Origin of the sequence: Alkalilacustris brevis (assembly GCF_003350345.1) — a bacterium.
GTDB lineage: Bacteria > Pseudomonadota > Alphaproteobacteria > Rhodobacterales > Rhodobacteraceae > Alkalilacustris > Alkalilacustris brevis.
In genome coordinates this window covers 58,633-70,682 of the sequence record NZ_QNVJ01000054.1, presented here as the reverse complement: position 1 = coordinate 70,682, position 12,050 = coordinate 58,633, and the positions used below count along the sequence as shown (strand labels likewise).

The window sequence follows — 12,050 nt, the reverse complement described above, 5'->3', positions numbered from 1 at the left end:
TCCTTACCACCTGTGCGGGGAGTGGTTCCGCGCACTTCCGTAAGGACATTGTTAGTGACGGTGCAATTCTGGTCTATTAGGGAAAACCCGTAGTCGGCGCGGGCGCGCAGGACAGCCCCGGCACCGACGGATCATTCGGGCTGTATATATCCCAGCCTGATGGCCCGGCCAACTGCCTGCGGCGTGGTCAGCGCGCCCAACTTCTCGCGCACGGAACGCAGGTGCACCTCGACCGTGCGGTGCGATATGCCCAGGATATCACCGATGTCCTGCTGCGATTTGCCCGCCGCAACCCATTGCAGGATCTCCTTTTCGCGCATGGAAACGCGCGGCAGGCGCATCACGCGGGCCACGCTGTCATCCTGCATCACCGCATCATGGAAATGCACCGCCGCGGTCTGAAGATCGCCCACGATCTTGCGCTTGAGCTTGGCCCAGTCACCTTCGACGCATTCACGGGTAACGCTGAGAAGGCCGCAATCGCCGAACGGCCCGCGCACCGGAACGGTCAGCCCCTGCGAGAAGAGACCGAAATCGCGTGCCGGGCCGAACACCTTGTCAAACCCTTCGTGACTGCTGAAGCGCTTCCAGTCCACCGGCGCGATGCTGCGCGCCGACAGCGCCAGTGTCGGGTCGATCAGGTGAAACTTGCTCTTCGTGTAAAACCGCTTCCAGTCGTCAGGGTAATTGGCATAGCCCTGCACCGTGCCCGTCACCGGGCTGATCGCCGCATATGACGCATAATCAAGTTCCAGCTTCTGGCAAAGCTGGTCCAGAAACATTCCCCGCGTTGCATCATCGGGCGAATGTGCGCTGAGATCTATCAGGTCCATTTCTGCCTCGACATGCAGCCTGCACAACTGAATGCACACGACAAGGGCGGTTGGCGCAGTATACCAGCCGCATCCACAAAAACGAAATTTGCCGCAATGTCACGCTATTTCGCGGCAAAACAATGGCAAATTGCGCACTCATGGCCACGGCACATGACCGGCAGCCGGCATGTACCCTGCCGGCCAGACGCGCCGCATCGTGCCTGAATCCACACCCTAGATGCCGATCATTTCCGCCTGTCGCACGATCCCTTCGGCCTGCTTGATGCTGGCGATATCCACCAGGCGCCCCTTGTAAACAGTCGCCCCTTCGCCGCGCGCCTTGGCAGCTTCCATCGCGGCCAGGATTTCACGCGCCTCGGCCACAGCCGCTTCGGATGGGGTGAAGACCTCGTTGGCTAGCGCCACCTGCCGGGGGTGTATCGCCCATTTGCCAACCATGCCCAGCGTGGCCGAACGCCGCGCCTGGGCGCGAAAACCTTCATCATCCGAAAAATCGCCAAACGGGCCATCCACCGGCAGCACGCCATGTGTGCGGCAGGCCGCCACGATCGCCGCCTGCGCCCAGTGCCACGGGTCGGACCAGTATTTCTGCCCCTCGCGCAGCATGTAGTAGTCTTCCTGTGTTCCGCCGATCCCGGTGGTGGCCATGCCCATCGAGGCGGCGAAATCGGCCGCGCCCAGGCTCATCGCCTGCAATCGCGGGGTCGCGGCGGCGATCTCCTCGACATGGGTGATGCCGGCAGCCGATTCGATGATGACCTCGAAGCCCAGCGGCCTCTCGCGGCCCGTGGCCCGCTCCACCGCCGTGACCAGCGCATCCACCGCATACAGATCGGCCGCACAGCCCACCTTGGGGATCATGATCAGATCGAGCCGCGGCCCGGCCTGCTCAAGCAGATCGACCACATCGCGATACCACCAAGGTGTGTCCAGCGCATTGATCCGCACCGAAAGTGTCTTTTGGCCCCAGTCCACGCGGCCGATCGCTTCGATCACATTGGCGCGCGCCTGTGCCTTGTCAGCGGGCGCCACCGAATCCTCAAGGTCGATATTGACCACATCCGCCGCGCTGGCCGCCATCTTTTCGAAGATCGCCGGGCGCGAACCGGGGCCGAAAAGCTGGCAGCGGTTGGGGCGCATTGGCGGGCTGGGCTGGACGCGGAAGCTCATCGGGCATGCTCGCAAGGTTGTTTCACGTTTTCCTTCCAGACGGCTAGAATATTACTCCCTGCACTGCAAGGGCGTTGCTGCGCCGCCGCATACCGGCACCCGAACCGGTAAAGGAGAAGTCACGAAACATGCAGAGTAAACCTGAATATTCTTGCTATAAAAACGATAATAGGAGGAGGACATTGCGCAAATGATCACGATTTACGCGTAACTCACCACCATATTCACATCGAACTCCCCTATGCTTGGACTAAATGCCGTATGGCATCACAGGAGACACCGATGACCATTGAGACCCCCTACCTGCTGTTTCTCGGCGATGCGCATGATCCGCTGGCCGCCAAGGTCGCGCAGGGAATCCGCGACTGGCGCCCGGACTATGCCGTCGGGCAATTCCGTATGGAAGGCTGCCGCGCCGACATGAAACTGCCCGACATGACACTCGCCGAGGCAAAGGCCGCCGGCGCGAAAACCCTTGTGATCGGCGTGGCCAATCGCGGTGGGGTGATCTCGCCGGAATGGAAGAAGGTTCTTGTGACAGCGCTGGAGGAAGGTTTCGACCTGGCCTCGGGACTGCACAACCTGCTGCGCGACGAAGAGGACCTGGCCGCGGTGGCGCGTGCCACCGGACGCAAGCTGCATGACGTGCGCGTGCCCTCGGTGAAATATCCGATTGCCAATGGCGAGAAGCGCCGCGGCAAGCGCTGCCTCGCAGTGGGCACCGACTGCTCGGTCGGCAAGATGTACACCGCGCTTGCCATGGAGCGCGAGATGCACGCGCGCGGCATGAAGGCAAGTTTCCGCGCCACCGGCCAGACCGGCATCCTGATTACCGGCGGGGGCGTGCCGCTCGATGCGGTGATCGCCGATTTCATGGCCGGCGCGGTGGAGTGGCTCAGCCCTGATAACGACCCCGACCACTGGGATCTGATCGAGGGGCAGGGCAGCCTTTTCCACGTCTCCTACTCGGGCGTGACGATGGCGCTGATCCATGGCGGCCAGCCCGACGCGCTGATCCTGTGCCACGAGCCTACCCGCCAGCACATGCGCGGCCTGCCGGGCTATGGCCTGCCAAGCCTTGAAGACCTGCGCGACCTGGCGCTGCAACTGGCACGGGTCGGCAACCCCGATTGCAAGGTCGTGGGCATTTCGGTCAATACGGCCGCGATGTCGGAAGAGGAGGCGAAGACCTATCTGGCCGGGGTCGAGAAACGCATGGGCCTGCCTGCGGTGGACCCATACCGCCACGGTGCCGCGCGTCTGGTGGATGCGCTGGCGCAAGTCTGAGGGCTTTGCCCCGGAAACCGGGGTATTGAGGGGCTTTGCCCCTCTGGGGCCTGCGGCCCCATTCACCCCAGGATATTTTGGCCAAGAAGAAGGAACAGGCGATGCTGAAGGTCACGCAGGAGCGGTTTCCGCTGGCCGAGGTGTTCACCATCGCGCGCGGCTCGCGCAGCCATGCGGATGTGCTGACGGTGGAGGTGACGCGCGGCGGGTCGCGTGGCCTGGGCGAATGCGTGCCCTATGCGCGCTATGGAGAGACGCTGGAGTCGGTGAGGGCGCAGATCGAGGGCCTGCCCGAGGGGATCGGGCGCGCGGCGTTGCAGGACGCCCTGCCTGCAGGCGCGGCGCGCAATGCCGTGGATTGCGCGCTATGGGATCTCGAGTCCAAGCAGCAGGGACGCCCCGTCTGGCAACTGGCTGGCCTGCCCCGCGCGCCGGGGCCGGAGATCACGGCCTTCACCCTGTCGCTGGACACGCCCGAGAAGATGCGCGCGGCGGCGCGGCGCCATGCAGCGCGACCGCTGTTGAAGATCAAGCTTGGCACGCCCGATGACATGCCCAGGCTGGAAGCCGTGCGCGAGGGCGCCCCGAAGGCGCGCATCATCGTCGATGCCAACGAGGGCTGGAGCGCCGATATCTACAGCGATCTGGCCCCGCATCTGCTGCGGCTGGGGGTGGCGATGGTGGAGCAGCCGCTGCCCGCCGGCGAGGACGATCTGCTGGCCGGGATCGCGCGACCGCTGCCTGTCTGTGCCGATGAATCCTGCCATGACCGCGCCAGCTTGCCGGGGCTGCGCGGCAAGTATGACATGATCAACATCAAGCTCGACAAGACCGGCGGGCTGACCGAGGCGCTGGCGCTGAAAGAGGCCGCGCTGCGCGAGAGGTATCAGGTGATGGTGGGCTGCATGGTCGGGTCTTCGCTGGCGATGGCGCCGGCGGTTCTGGTGGCGCAGGGCGCGGCGGTGGTCGATCTGGACGGGCCGCTGCTGCTGGCGGAGGATCGCGACCCGCCACTGAAGTTCGATGCCGAAGGGGTTCATCCGGCCGCGCCTGCGCTTTGGGGGTGAGGGGGCTGGACCTGCGCCCCTGCAATCGCCTAAAGGAAGCCGAAACCCGGATTTGGAGAAACACAGCATGAGCCGCATCGTCTATGTGAACGGAGAGTTCCTGCCCGAGGATCAGGCAAAGGTTTCGGTCTTCGATCGCGGCTTTCTGATGGCCGACGGCGTTTACGAGGTCACAACAGTGATCGACGGTAAGCTGGTCGATTTCGACGGCCATGCCGCGCGGCTGGTGCGGTCGTTGGGTGAGTTGGACATGGACGCACCGCACAGCCGGGACGAGTGGCTGGCCATTCACCGCGAGCTCATGCATCGCAACGATCTGGAGAACGGGCTGATCTACCTGCAGGTGACGCGCGGCGCGACGGATCGCGATTTCACCTGGCCCGAAGGGCTGGAGCAAACGGTTGTCCTGTTCACCCAGGCCAAGAATGTCACCGAAAGCCCGGCCGCCAAACGGGGCATTTCCGTCATCTCGGTGCCCGATCAGCGCTGGCGGCGTCGCGACATCAAGACAGTGCAGCTGCTTTATCCGTCGATGGCCAAGATGGCAGCGGTGAGGGCGGGCGCGGATGACGCCTGGCTGGTCGAGGACGGGTTCGTGACCGAGGGCACCTCGAACAACGCATATATCGTGAAGGGCGGCAGGATCGTCACCCGCGACCTGTCGCATGACATCCTGCATGGCATCACTCGTGCCGCCGTGCTGCGCTATGCGCGCGAGGCGCAGATGGAGGTCGTGGAGCGCCCCTTTACCATCGAGGAGGCGCAAGCCGCCGACGAGGCCTTCATCACCTCGGCCTCAAGCTTCGTCACGCCGGTGGTGAAGATCGACGGCACAACCGTCGGGCTGGGCGGCCCTGGCCCGGTGGCGAAGCGCCTGCGCGAAATCTACATCGACGAATCCCGCAAGGCGGCGGTCTGAGCACGCCGACCTTGCGACGGGCCGGTCAAGGCTCGGTCTTGCCCACGTTCTCGGCAAAGGCCTTTTCAAAGGCCTTCTGCTTGTCGGCGCCCGCCTCGGTCTGGTAGCGCGCGCGCCATTCGTCATAGGGCATGCCGTAGACGATCTCGCGCGCGGCCTCCTTGCCGAGGCCCAGGCCCCGCTCGGCGGCTGCCTCCTGATACCAGCGGCTCAGGCAGTTGCGGCAGAAGCCTGCGAGGTTCATCATGTCGATGTTCTGCACATCGGTGCGTTCGCGCAGATGATCGCGCAGGCGGCGGAAGGCGGCGGCTTCGAGTTCGGTTCTGGTCTGGTCATCCATGATCGTGATCTCCCTTTGAGATGAACCTGTGCGGGGCGGGGGCGGGCGTCAAGGCTGCATCTTCATCAAGAATTCATGCCGCCACAGTTGTTCGCCACCGGCAATTCAGCCATACACAGGGCAACCCGGCATGATCAGTGCCGATACGAAGGAAGTTCCAGCCAGATGAGACGCCTGCGCAATGTAAAGATCGTGGCCACGCTTGGCCCGGCTTCCAATGACTACAAGACCATCCGCGCGCTGTTCGAGGCCGGGGCGGATGTGTTCCGCCTCAACATGAGCCACGGCAGCCACGCGGAGATCGCCGAGCGGCACAAGATCATCCGGCAGATCGAGGTCGATGTGGGCCGCCCTATCGCGATCCTGGCCGACCTTCAGGGCCCCAAGCTGCGCGTGGGCACATTTGCCCGTGGCGAGGAGGAGATGGAAGAGGGCCAGGCCTTCCGGTTTGATCTGGACACGGCCGAAGGCGATGCCACGCGGGTGAACCTGCCGCATCCCGAGATTTTCGCAGTGATCGAGCCGGGCTCGGACCTGCTGGTAAATGACGGCAAGATCCGGCTCAAGGTGCAGGATTGCGGCCCGGATTTCGCCGATTGCACGGTGACCGTTGGCGGCACCATCTCGAACCGCAAGGGGGTAAACGTGCCCGATGTGGTGCTGCCGCTGGCCGCCCTGTCCGAGAAGGACCGGGCTGACCTTGAGTTCGTCTGCGATCTGGGCGTGGACTGGCTGGCGCTGTCCTTCGTGCAGCGCGCCGCCGATGTGGAAGAGGCCCGAACCCTGGTGCGCGGCCGCGCCGCAGTGCTTTCCAAGATCGAAAAGCCCGCCGCCGTGAAGGCCTTTGACGAGATCCTCGCCGTGTCGGACGGGGTGATGGTGGCGCGCGGCGATCTGGGGGTAGAGATGCCGGTGCAGAACCTGCCACCGATCCAGAAGCGTCTGGTGCGCCGCACCCGGGCCGCCGCCAAGCCGGTGATCGTAGCCACGCAGATGCTGGAATCGATGATCGAAAGCCCGGTGCCCACCCGCGCCGAGGTTTCGGATGTGGCCACCGCGATCTATGAGGGTGCCGATGCGGTGATGCTCTCGGCGGAATCCGCGGCGGGGCAGTATCCGGTCGAGGCCGTCACCACCATGAACAACGTCGCCATCGAGGTCGAGAGTGACCCGACCTATCGCGACACGATCAGCGCCTCGCGCCGGATCGAACACCACTCCATTGCCGACAGCATCGTCGCCGCCGCGCGCGAGATCGCCGAGACCTCGGACATCAAGGTGATCTGCTGCTTCACCGAATCCGGCACAACCGCCAGCCTGGTCGCGCGCGAACGCCCCCATGTGCCGATCATCGCCATGACATCCGAGGCCAATGTGTCGCGCAGGCTCTGCCTGACCTGGGGGACACACAATGTCGCCACCGGGCCGGTGCTGCGCTTCAAGGATGCGGTGGTCAATGCCGCCCGCGTCGCGCGCGACTACGGTTTCGCCACCACCGCCGACATGATCCTGATCACCGCCGGCGTTCCGTTCAACGTGCCCGGCTCCACCAATATCCTGCGGGTGGCGCCCTGTGACGAAAGATTGATTTTCCGCACCGATCCTGAATAATGCTGCATGGGGGCAGATCGCCCCGCGCGGGGTGTCGCCCATGCAGACGGATTTCTTTCTGGTCGCCGGGATCCTGCTGGCTCTGCTCGGGTTTCCCTCGTTGCTGAGCGCTTTCAGCGAAAGCCGCGCGCCGCGTCTGGCGATGATCCTGTTCATGGCCGGCGGCATCCTGATCGTTCTCGCGGTGACGGGCCGGCCCGGCGGCTACGCCATGGCCGATATTCCCGAAGCCTTCCTGCGGGTCATCGCGACCCTGCGCCGATAGCCGCCCGCTTTTCCAGTTGATGCTTGCACTCGGACACGGGCCGTCCTATACGGCGCGCTCGATCCTGCGTGGCCGGCCCGAGTGGCATGCCGAGTCGCGCAGACTACCGCTCGCACCCGACGAAGGAGACGGAAATGCCCAAGATGAAGACAAAGGCAAGCGCCAAGAAGCGCTTCAAGGTGACGGCAACGGGCAAGGTGCTCGCTGCTCAGGCCGGCAAGCGGCACGGGATGATCAAGCGGACGAACAAGTTCATTCGCTCGGCCCGCGGGACAGCTGCGCTGTCCGACGCGGACGCCAAGATCGTCAAGAAATACATGCCCTACGACCGCTGAGGAGGCTGAAACATGTCCCGCGTCACATCCGGTAAAGTTACCCACGCCCGCCACCGCAAGATCGTCAAGGCCGCCAAAGGCTATTATGGCGCCCGGTCGCGCAACTTCCGCACTGCCACACAGGCCGTCGACAAGGCAAACCAATACGCCACGCGCGACCGCAAGAACCGCAAGCGCAGTTTCCGCGCCCTGTGGATCCAGCGCATCAATGCCGCCGTTCGCGAGATCGACCCCGGCCTGACCTATTCGCGCTTCATTTTCGGCCTGGCACAGTCGGGCATCGAAGTGGACCGCAAGGTTCTCGCCGATCTGGCCGTGCACGAGCCCGAAGCCTTCGGGCAGATCGTGGCCAAGGCGAAGGCCGCGATTTCCTGACAGCGTTCAGGTAACATCAGTTCAGCAAAGGCCGCGCCGGCGATCACCGGCGCGGTCTTTCGCGTCTTACCCGCCGTGCAGTTCTCAAACGCCCGTCCACTGGCCGCGCTCTTGAAGTAGGGCTTTGAGCACGCTTGGCCGGTCGGTCATCAGCCCATCGACCCCGATATCGAGCAGCCGCGCCATTTCAGCGGTGTCGTCAACCGTCCAGACATGCACCTGCAGACCACGGGCATGGGCTGCTGCGATCAGCCGTGGCGTGACCACCCTGACCCCGTGAAAATGGGTCGGCACCTGTAAGGCCCCGCAACGTGGCGCCGGCAGGGGCACCCCCCACCCGGCCAGACAGACCAGCGCCACGCCCAGATGCCCCGGCGACCAGCACAGATCAGGCCCCAGGCGCTGCCGCAGGCACCGTGTGCGCCGCGGATCGAATGACCCCGCGCAGACGCGTTCAAGGGCATTCTGCCGCCGGACCACGGATGCAACCGCAGGCACCGCCGCATCCGATTTCAGATCGAGGTTTAGCCGCGCCTCGGGAAACGCCTCAAGCAGGGCATCCAGCCGGACAAGGCGCGTGCCCTCGGCGCAGCGCAGTTGCGAAAGCTCGGGCCAGTCAAGCTGCGCTACCGCCGTATCACGGCCAAACAGCCGCTTGAGCGTGGCATCGTGATGCAGCACCGCCACCTCGTCGCGGCTGGCCTGAACATCGGTCTCAAGATAGCGATAGCCCAGCGAAACCGCGTGGGAAAAGGCCTCGAGGCTGTTCTCGGGCCCTTCCAGCCCGCCGCCGCGATGGGCAAAGGCCAAAGGCAGCGGCGCGTCGAGAAAGGCAAAGCGGGGGGCGTGTCCTGTCATGCGCCAAGCATGGCCCGAAACGGGCCGGGCTGTCGATGTGTCACGCGCGGCGCGCCGTCGCCCGCCAGAGCCAGGCACCATCGGCGCGGCGGTGGCGATATGCCCGGCCAGTGGCGCGCAGGTGGTTCAGATGCGCCAGCGTCTCGCCCAGGGCAAAGCCATGCAGTTCCGGGCCGATCTCGCGGCGAAAGAGCGGGGCGAAACACTCGATCGCGGTACGGTCATCTGACAGGTGCGTCTCCAGGCGGGCCAGGGCGTCGTGGTGATGTTCGATCAACTGTTGCAGCCGGCGCGGCAGCCCGGTGTAGGGCAGCTTGTGGCCGGGCAGGACACGGTGATCCTCGCGCGCCAGCCCCGCCAGACGGACGCAGGAAGCCAGCCAGTCGCCCACCGGGTCTGCCTCCGGCTCGGTCGGGTGAACCCCCAGAACCGGCGTTATCCGCGGCAGGAGTTGATCGCCGCCCAGCACCAGCGGGCAATCGCGGCTCCAGAACGTGGCGTGCTCGGGGGCGTGGCCCTCGCCCGTGTGAACCTCCCATTCCCGCCCGGCCAGGCGCAGCCGGTCGCCCGCCCGGATACGGCGATACCCCAGCGGCAGCGATGCGGCCCTGTCGGCAAAGTTGAAGGGCCGGGTGCGCGCCCGCTCGGCCAGCATGGCGGGGGGCTCACCCGCCCCGCGCCAGAAAGCCATCTGCTCGGCCGTGGGGCGCTCCTGACTGTCCAGCATCAGCATCCGCGCATAGATCCAGGCGGTGCGGGTGGTCCAGAGTTCGGCGCCATGCTCACGCTGAAACCAGCCCGCCAGCCCGATGTGATCGGGATGATGATGGGTCACGACCACCCGCGCGACAGGGCGCCCGCGCAACGGCCCGGAAAGCAGCCTGGCCCAGGCTTCACGGGTCTCGGCAGTATCGAAACCGGTGTCCACGATGCTCCAGCCATCCGTATCGGCCAGCGCATAGACATTCACATGATCCAACCGCATCGGCAGGGGCAGCCGCGCCCAGAGCACACCATCGGCAACCTCGCGCACCTCACCGGGGGCGGGCGCCTCGGCAAACAGGTGCCGGATCGGCTCGAATTGCGTATCGCTCACTCCTGCGCCCTACCTTTGCCTGCCGCGATTGATGCCGCGCCAGTGTTTCGGGCATCCCCCGAGGGATGTAAAGGCGCCGGTCGATCCGCTGCTTGGCTTTGCCCCGTGGCGCGCGTAAGAGGCAGTCATGGTGGCTGCCGATGCAATGCCACAGCGTTGCCAACCCCGCGGGCCAGTTCGATGACCATGCTTCAGACAGAGCGGCTTGCCAATGATCCCGCCGGACTGCGCCGGGCGGCGGAGCTTCTGGCCGGGGGCGGGCTTGTCGCCTTTCCCACTGAAACCGTTTACGGGCTGGGCGCCGACGCGCGCAACGATCGCGCCGTGGCCCGTATCTTCGAGGCCAAGGGCCGGCCCCGGTTCAACCCGCTCATCGTACACCTGCCCGATATCGAGACGGCGCGCGCCTATGGCCAGTTCGACGATCACGCCACGCGGCTGGCGCAGGCCTTCTGGCCGGGGCCGCTGACGCTGGTGGTGCCGCTGCGCAAGGGTAGCGGGCTTTCACCGCTGGTCACGGCCGGGCTGGACAGCGTGGCGCTGCGGGTGCCGGGGCACCCGGTGGCGCAGGCGTTGCTGACGGCTTTTGGTGGGCCGCTTGCCGCGCCCTCGGCCAACCCCTCGGGCCGGATCAGCCCGACGCGGGCCAGCCATGTGCTTGACGGGTTGTCGGGGCGGATCGATGCGGTGATCGACGGGGGCGAATGCGAGGTGGGTCTGGAAAGCACGATCCTGCGCACCGCCGACGGGCCGCCGGCCCTGCTGCGCCCCGGCGGTATCCCCGCCGAAGCGATCGAGGCCTGCCTTGGCATTCCGCTGGCACCAGACAGCACCGCCGCAGATGAGTGCGGCCAGCCAAAGCCCGACGCGCCCGGACAGCTCGCCTCGCACTACGCGCCGCGCGCGATGATCCGGCTGGACGCCATCGCCGCCGCACCCGGCGAAGTCTGGATCGGGTTCGGCGGGCAGGCAGGGGGCGCGGCGTTCAACCTTTCGCCCGCGGGCGATCTGGTCGAGGCCGCCGCCAATCTTTTCCACATGCTGCGGCAGGCGGATGCATTGGCAGGCCCCGAAGGGCGCATCGCCGTTGCACCGGTGCCCGACAGGGGCCTGGGCCGCGCCATCAACGACCGGCTGCGCCGCGCCGCCGCACCGCGCGATTAGGCGTGCCCCGCGCGGCCCGACAGTTTGACCGCATCGACACCCAGGCTGTGCAGCGCGCGCTCCCATTTCGTGGCATGGTTGCTGCCGAAAACCAGGTCCGTGCCGGCCTCGCATGTCAGCCAGCCATTGGCGAGCAACTCGTTGGCAAGCTGCCCGCCACCCCAGCCCGCATACCCGAGCATCAGCATCGAGCGCAAAGGCCCACGGCCCTTTGCGATGTCTTCCAGTATATCGAGCGTCGCCGTCATGCTGAACGCATCGTTCACGCGCAATGTCGCCGGCCCGGAGCTGTACTCAGACGAGTGCAACACGAACCCGCGCCCCGTCTCGACCGGGCCGCCAATAAACACGCCCGGCCCGGTGACGCCTTCGACATGCGAAATCGAAAGCTGCTCGAGCAGGTCGGAAAAGGCGATGCCGGGTGCTGGCTTGTTCACGATCAGGCCCAGGGTTTCTTCGCTGGAATCGGCACAGACAAACACCACGCTGCGCGCGAAACGCGGATCCTCCATGCCTGGCATGGCAATCAGAAGCTTGCCGCTCAAATCCAGTGAATCACTTGCACCCATTACAACCGCTCGTTCCCACTACACCCTTCACATGCCCTTCATCGGACCCGGGACGCAAGACCACATCGCCCCTCAATTCCGGTCGTTCTCCGCAATGTGACTTTCCCTCGCCGCCGCGCTGACCGATGTTTCACGCATGATTCGCAGACATTCCCACC

The 12,050-nt window shown here is 65.5% G+C and carries 14 protein-coding genes; 8 read left to right on the top strand and 6 right to left on the bottom strand.

The features are described from left to right. Window positions 1-131: 131 nt before the first annotated feature. Together DQ229_RS08120 and DQ229_RS08115 are read right to left on the bottom strand one after the other, a co-directional pair. The gene (locus DQ229_RS08120) at window positions 132-833 is read right to left on the bottom strand and encodes an autoinducer binding domain-containing protein (protein WP_114965768.1); all 702 of its coding nucleotides are present in this window, start codon (window positions 831-833) and stop codon (window positions 132-134) included. 216 nt (window positions 834-1,049) lie between these two features. After that, window positions 1,050-2,006, bottom strand: a complete 957-nt coding sequence (locus DQ229_RS08115; RefSeq protein WP_114965767.1) for an L-malyl-CoA/beta-methylmalyl-CoA lyase — start codon at window positions 2,004-2,006, stop codon at window positions 1,050-1,052. 282 nt (window positions 2,007-2,288) lie between these two features. Here DQ229_RS08115 and dgcN point away from each other — a divergent pair, with 282 nt between their 5' ends. The 3 genes from dgcN to DQ229_RS08100 all read left to right on the top strand — a co-directional run bounded on the left by dgcN (window position 2,289) and on the right by DQ229_RS08100 (window position 5,279). Continuing rightward, entirely contained in the window at window positions 2,289-3,293 is a 1,005-nt protein-coding gene (gene dgcN / locus DQ229_RS08110; protein ID WP_114965766.1) for an N-acetyltransferase DgcN, read from the top strand. Window positions 3,294-3,394: 101 nt separating this feature from the next. Continuing rightward, complete coding sequence (gene dgcA / locus DQ229_RS08105) at window positions 3,395-4,360, top strand: N-acetyl-D-Glu racemase DgcA (protein ID WP_114965853.1); 966 nt, start codon at window positions 3,395-3,397, stop codon at window positions 4,358-4,360. Window positions 4,361-4,427: 67 nt separating this feature from the next. Continuing rightward, window positions 4,428-5,279 (top strand): D-amino-acid transaminase, encoded by an 852-nt coding sequence (locus DQ229_RS08100; protein ID WP_114965765.1) that lies wholly within the window; start codon window positions 4,428-4,430, stop codon window positions 5,277-5,279. 25 nt (window positions 5,280-5,304) lie between these two features. Here the strand turns inward: DQ229_RS08100 and DQ229_RS08095 are convergent, their stop codons facing one another. After that, entirely contained in the window at window positions 5,305-5,619 is a 315-nt protein-coding gene (locus DQ229_RS08095; protein ID WP_114965764.1) for a DUF1244 domain-containing protein, read from the bottom strand. 165 nt (window positions 5,620-5,784) lie between these two features. On the opposite strand from DQ229_RS08095, the gene pyk reads away from it, so the two are divergent. The 4 genes from pyk to rplT all read left to right on the top strand — a co-directional run bounded on the left by pyk (window position 5,785) and on the right by rplT (window position 8,205). Next, on the top strand, window positions 5,785-7,230 hold the full coding sequence (pyk, locus tag DQ229_RS08090; RefSeq protein WP_114965763.1) for a pyruvate kinase: 1,446 nt from the start codon (window positions 5,785-5,787) through the stop codon (window positions 7,228-7,230). A gap of 40 nt (window positions 7,231-7,270) precedes the next feature. Continuing rightward, window positions 7,271-7,495 (top strand): hypothetical protein, encoded by a 225-nt coding sequence (locus tag DQ229_RS08085; protein WP_114965762.1) that lies wholly within the window; start codon window positions 7,271-7,273, stop codon window positions 7,493-7,495. A gap of 134 nt (window positions 7,496-7,629) precedes the next feature. Further along, window positions 7,630-7,830: a 50S ribosomal protein L35 gene (rpmI, locus tag DQ229_RS08080; RefSeq protein ID WP_114965852.1), complete on the top strand. Its 201-nt coding sequence runs from the start codon at window positions 7,630-7,632 to the stop codon at window positions 7,828-7,830. Between the two features lie 12 nt (window positions 7,831-7,842). Then, window positions 7,843-8,205 carry a 50S ribosomal protein L20 gene (gene rplT / locus DQ229_RS08075; RefSeq protein ID WP_114965761.1) on the top strand — a complete coding sequence of 121 codons (363 nt, stop codon included), beginning with the start codon at window positions 7,843-7,845 and terminating at the stop codon, window positions 8,203-8,205. An 84-nt stretch (window positions 8,206-8,289) separates the two neighbouring features. Here the strand turns inward: rplT and DQ229_RS08070 are convergent, their stop codons facing one another. Further along, entirely contained in the window at window positions 8,290-9,063 is a 774-nt protein-coding gene (locus DQ229_RS08070; protein ID WP_114965760.1) for a glycerophosphodiester phosphodiesterase family protein, read from the bottom strand. Window positions 9,064-9,103: 40 nt separating this feature from the next. After that, window positions 9,104-10,159 (bottom strand): MBL fold metallo-hydrolase, encoded by a 1,056-nt coding sequence (locus DQ229_RS08065; protein ID WP_238381001.1) that lies wholly within the window; start codon window positions 10,157-10,159, stop codon window positions 9,104-9,106. Window positions 10,160-10,345: 186 nt separating this feature from the next. Here DQ229_RS08065 and DQ229_RS08060 point away from each other — a divergent pair, with 186 nt between their 5' ends. Then, on the top strand, window positions 10,346-11,323 hold the full coding sequence (locus DQ229_RS08060; RefSeq protein ID WP_114965850.1) for an L-threonylcarbamoyladenylate synthase: 978 nt from the start codon (window positions 10,346-10,348) through the stop codon (window positions 11,321-11,323). Here DQ229_RS08060 and DQ229_RS08055 read toward each other — a convergent pair. Then, window positions 11,320-11,892, bottom strand: a complete 573-nt coding sequence (locus DQ229_RS08055) for a YqgE/AlgH family protein (protein WP_114965759.1) — start codon at window positions 11,890-11,892, stop codon at window positions 11,320-11,322. The genes DQ229_RS08060 and DQ229_RS08055 overlap by 4 nt on opposite strands. Between the last annotated feature and the right edge of the window lie 158 nt (window positions 11,893-12,050).

Excerpts from the sequence above, each read along its gene's own strand:
- DQ229_RS08070 (WP_114965760.1), bottom strand. The coding sequence starts at position 9,063 with ATGACAGGACACGCCCCCCGCTTTGCCTTTCTCGACGCGCCGCTGCCT.
- pyk (WP_114965763.1), top strand. The coding sequence starts at position 5,785 with ATGAGACGCCTGCGCAATGTAAAGATCGTGGCCACGCTTGGCCCGGCT.
- DQ229_RS08055 (WP_114965759.1), bottom strand. The coding sequence starts at position 11,892 with ATGGGTGCAAGTGATTCACTGGATTTGAGCGGCAAGCTTCTGATTGCC.
- DQ229_RS08095 (WP_114965764.1), bottom strand. The coding sequence starts at position 5,619 with ATGGATGACCAGACCAGAACCGAACTCGAAGCCGCCGCCTTCCGCCGC.
- dgcA (WP_114965853.1), top strand. The coding sequence starts at position 3,395 with ATGCTGAAGGTCACGCAGGAGCGGTTTCCGCTGGCCGAGGTGTTCACC.
- DQ229_RS08115 (WP_114965767.1), bottom strand. The coding sequence starts at position 2,006 with ATGAGCTTCCGCGTCCAGCCCAGCCCGCCAATGCGCCCCAACCGCTGC.
- DQ229_RS08085 (WP_114965762.1), top strand. The coding sequence starts at position 7,271 with ATGCAGACGGATTTCTTTCTGGTCGCCGGGATCCTGCTGGCTCTGCTC.
- rplT (WP_114965761.1), top strand. The coding sequence starts at position 7,843 with ATGTCCCGCGTCACATCCGGTAAAGTTACCCACGCCCGCCACCGCAAG.
- DQ229_RS08120 (WP_114965768.1), bottom strand. The coding sequence starts at position 833 with ATGGACCTGATAGATCTCAGCGCACATTCGCCCGATGATGCAACGCGG.
- rpmI (WP_114965852.1), top strand. The coding sequence starts at position 7,630 with ATGCCCAAGATGAAGACAAAGGCAAGCGCCAAGAAGCGCTTCAAGGTG.
- DQ229_RS08060 (WP_114965850.1), top strand. The coding sequence starts at position 10,346 with ATGCTTCAGACAGAGCGGCTTGCCAATGATCCCGCCGGACTGCGCCGG.
- DQ229_RS08100 (WP_114965765.1), top strand. The coding sequence starts at position 4,428 with ATGAGCCGCATCGTCTATGTGAACGGAGAGTTCCTGCCCGAGGATCAG.
- dgcN (WP_114965766.1), top strand. The coding sequence starts at position 2,289 with ATGACCATTGAGACCCCCTACCTGCTGTTTCTCGGCGATGCGCATGAT.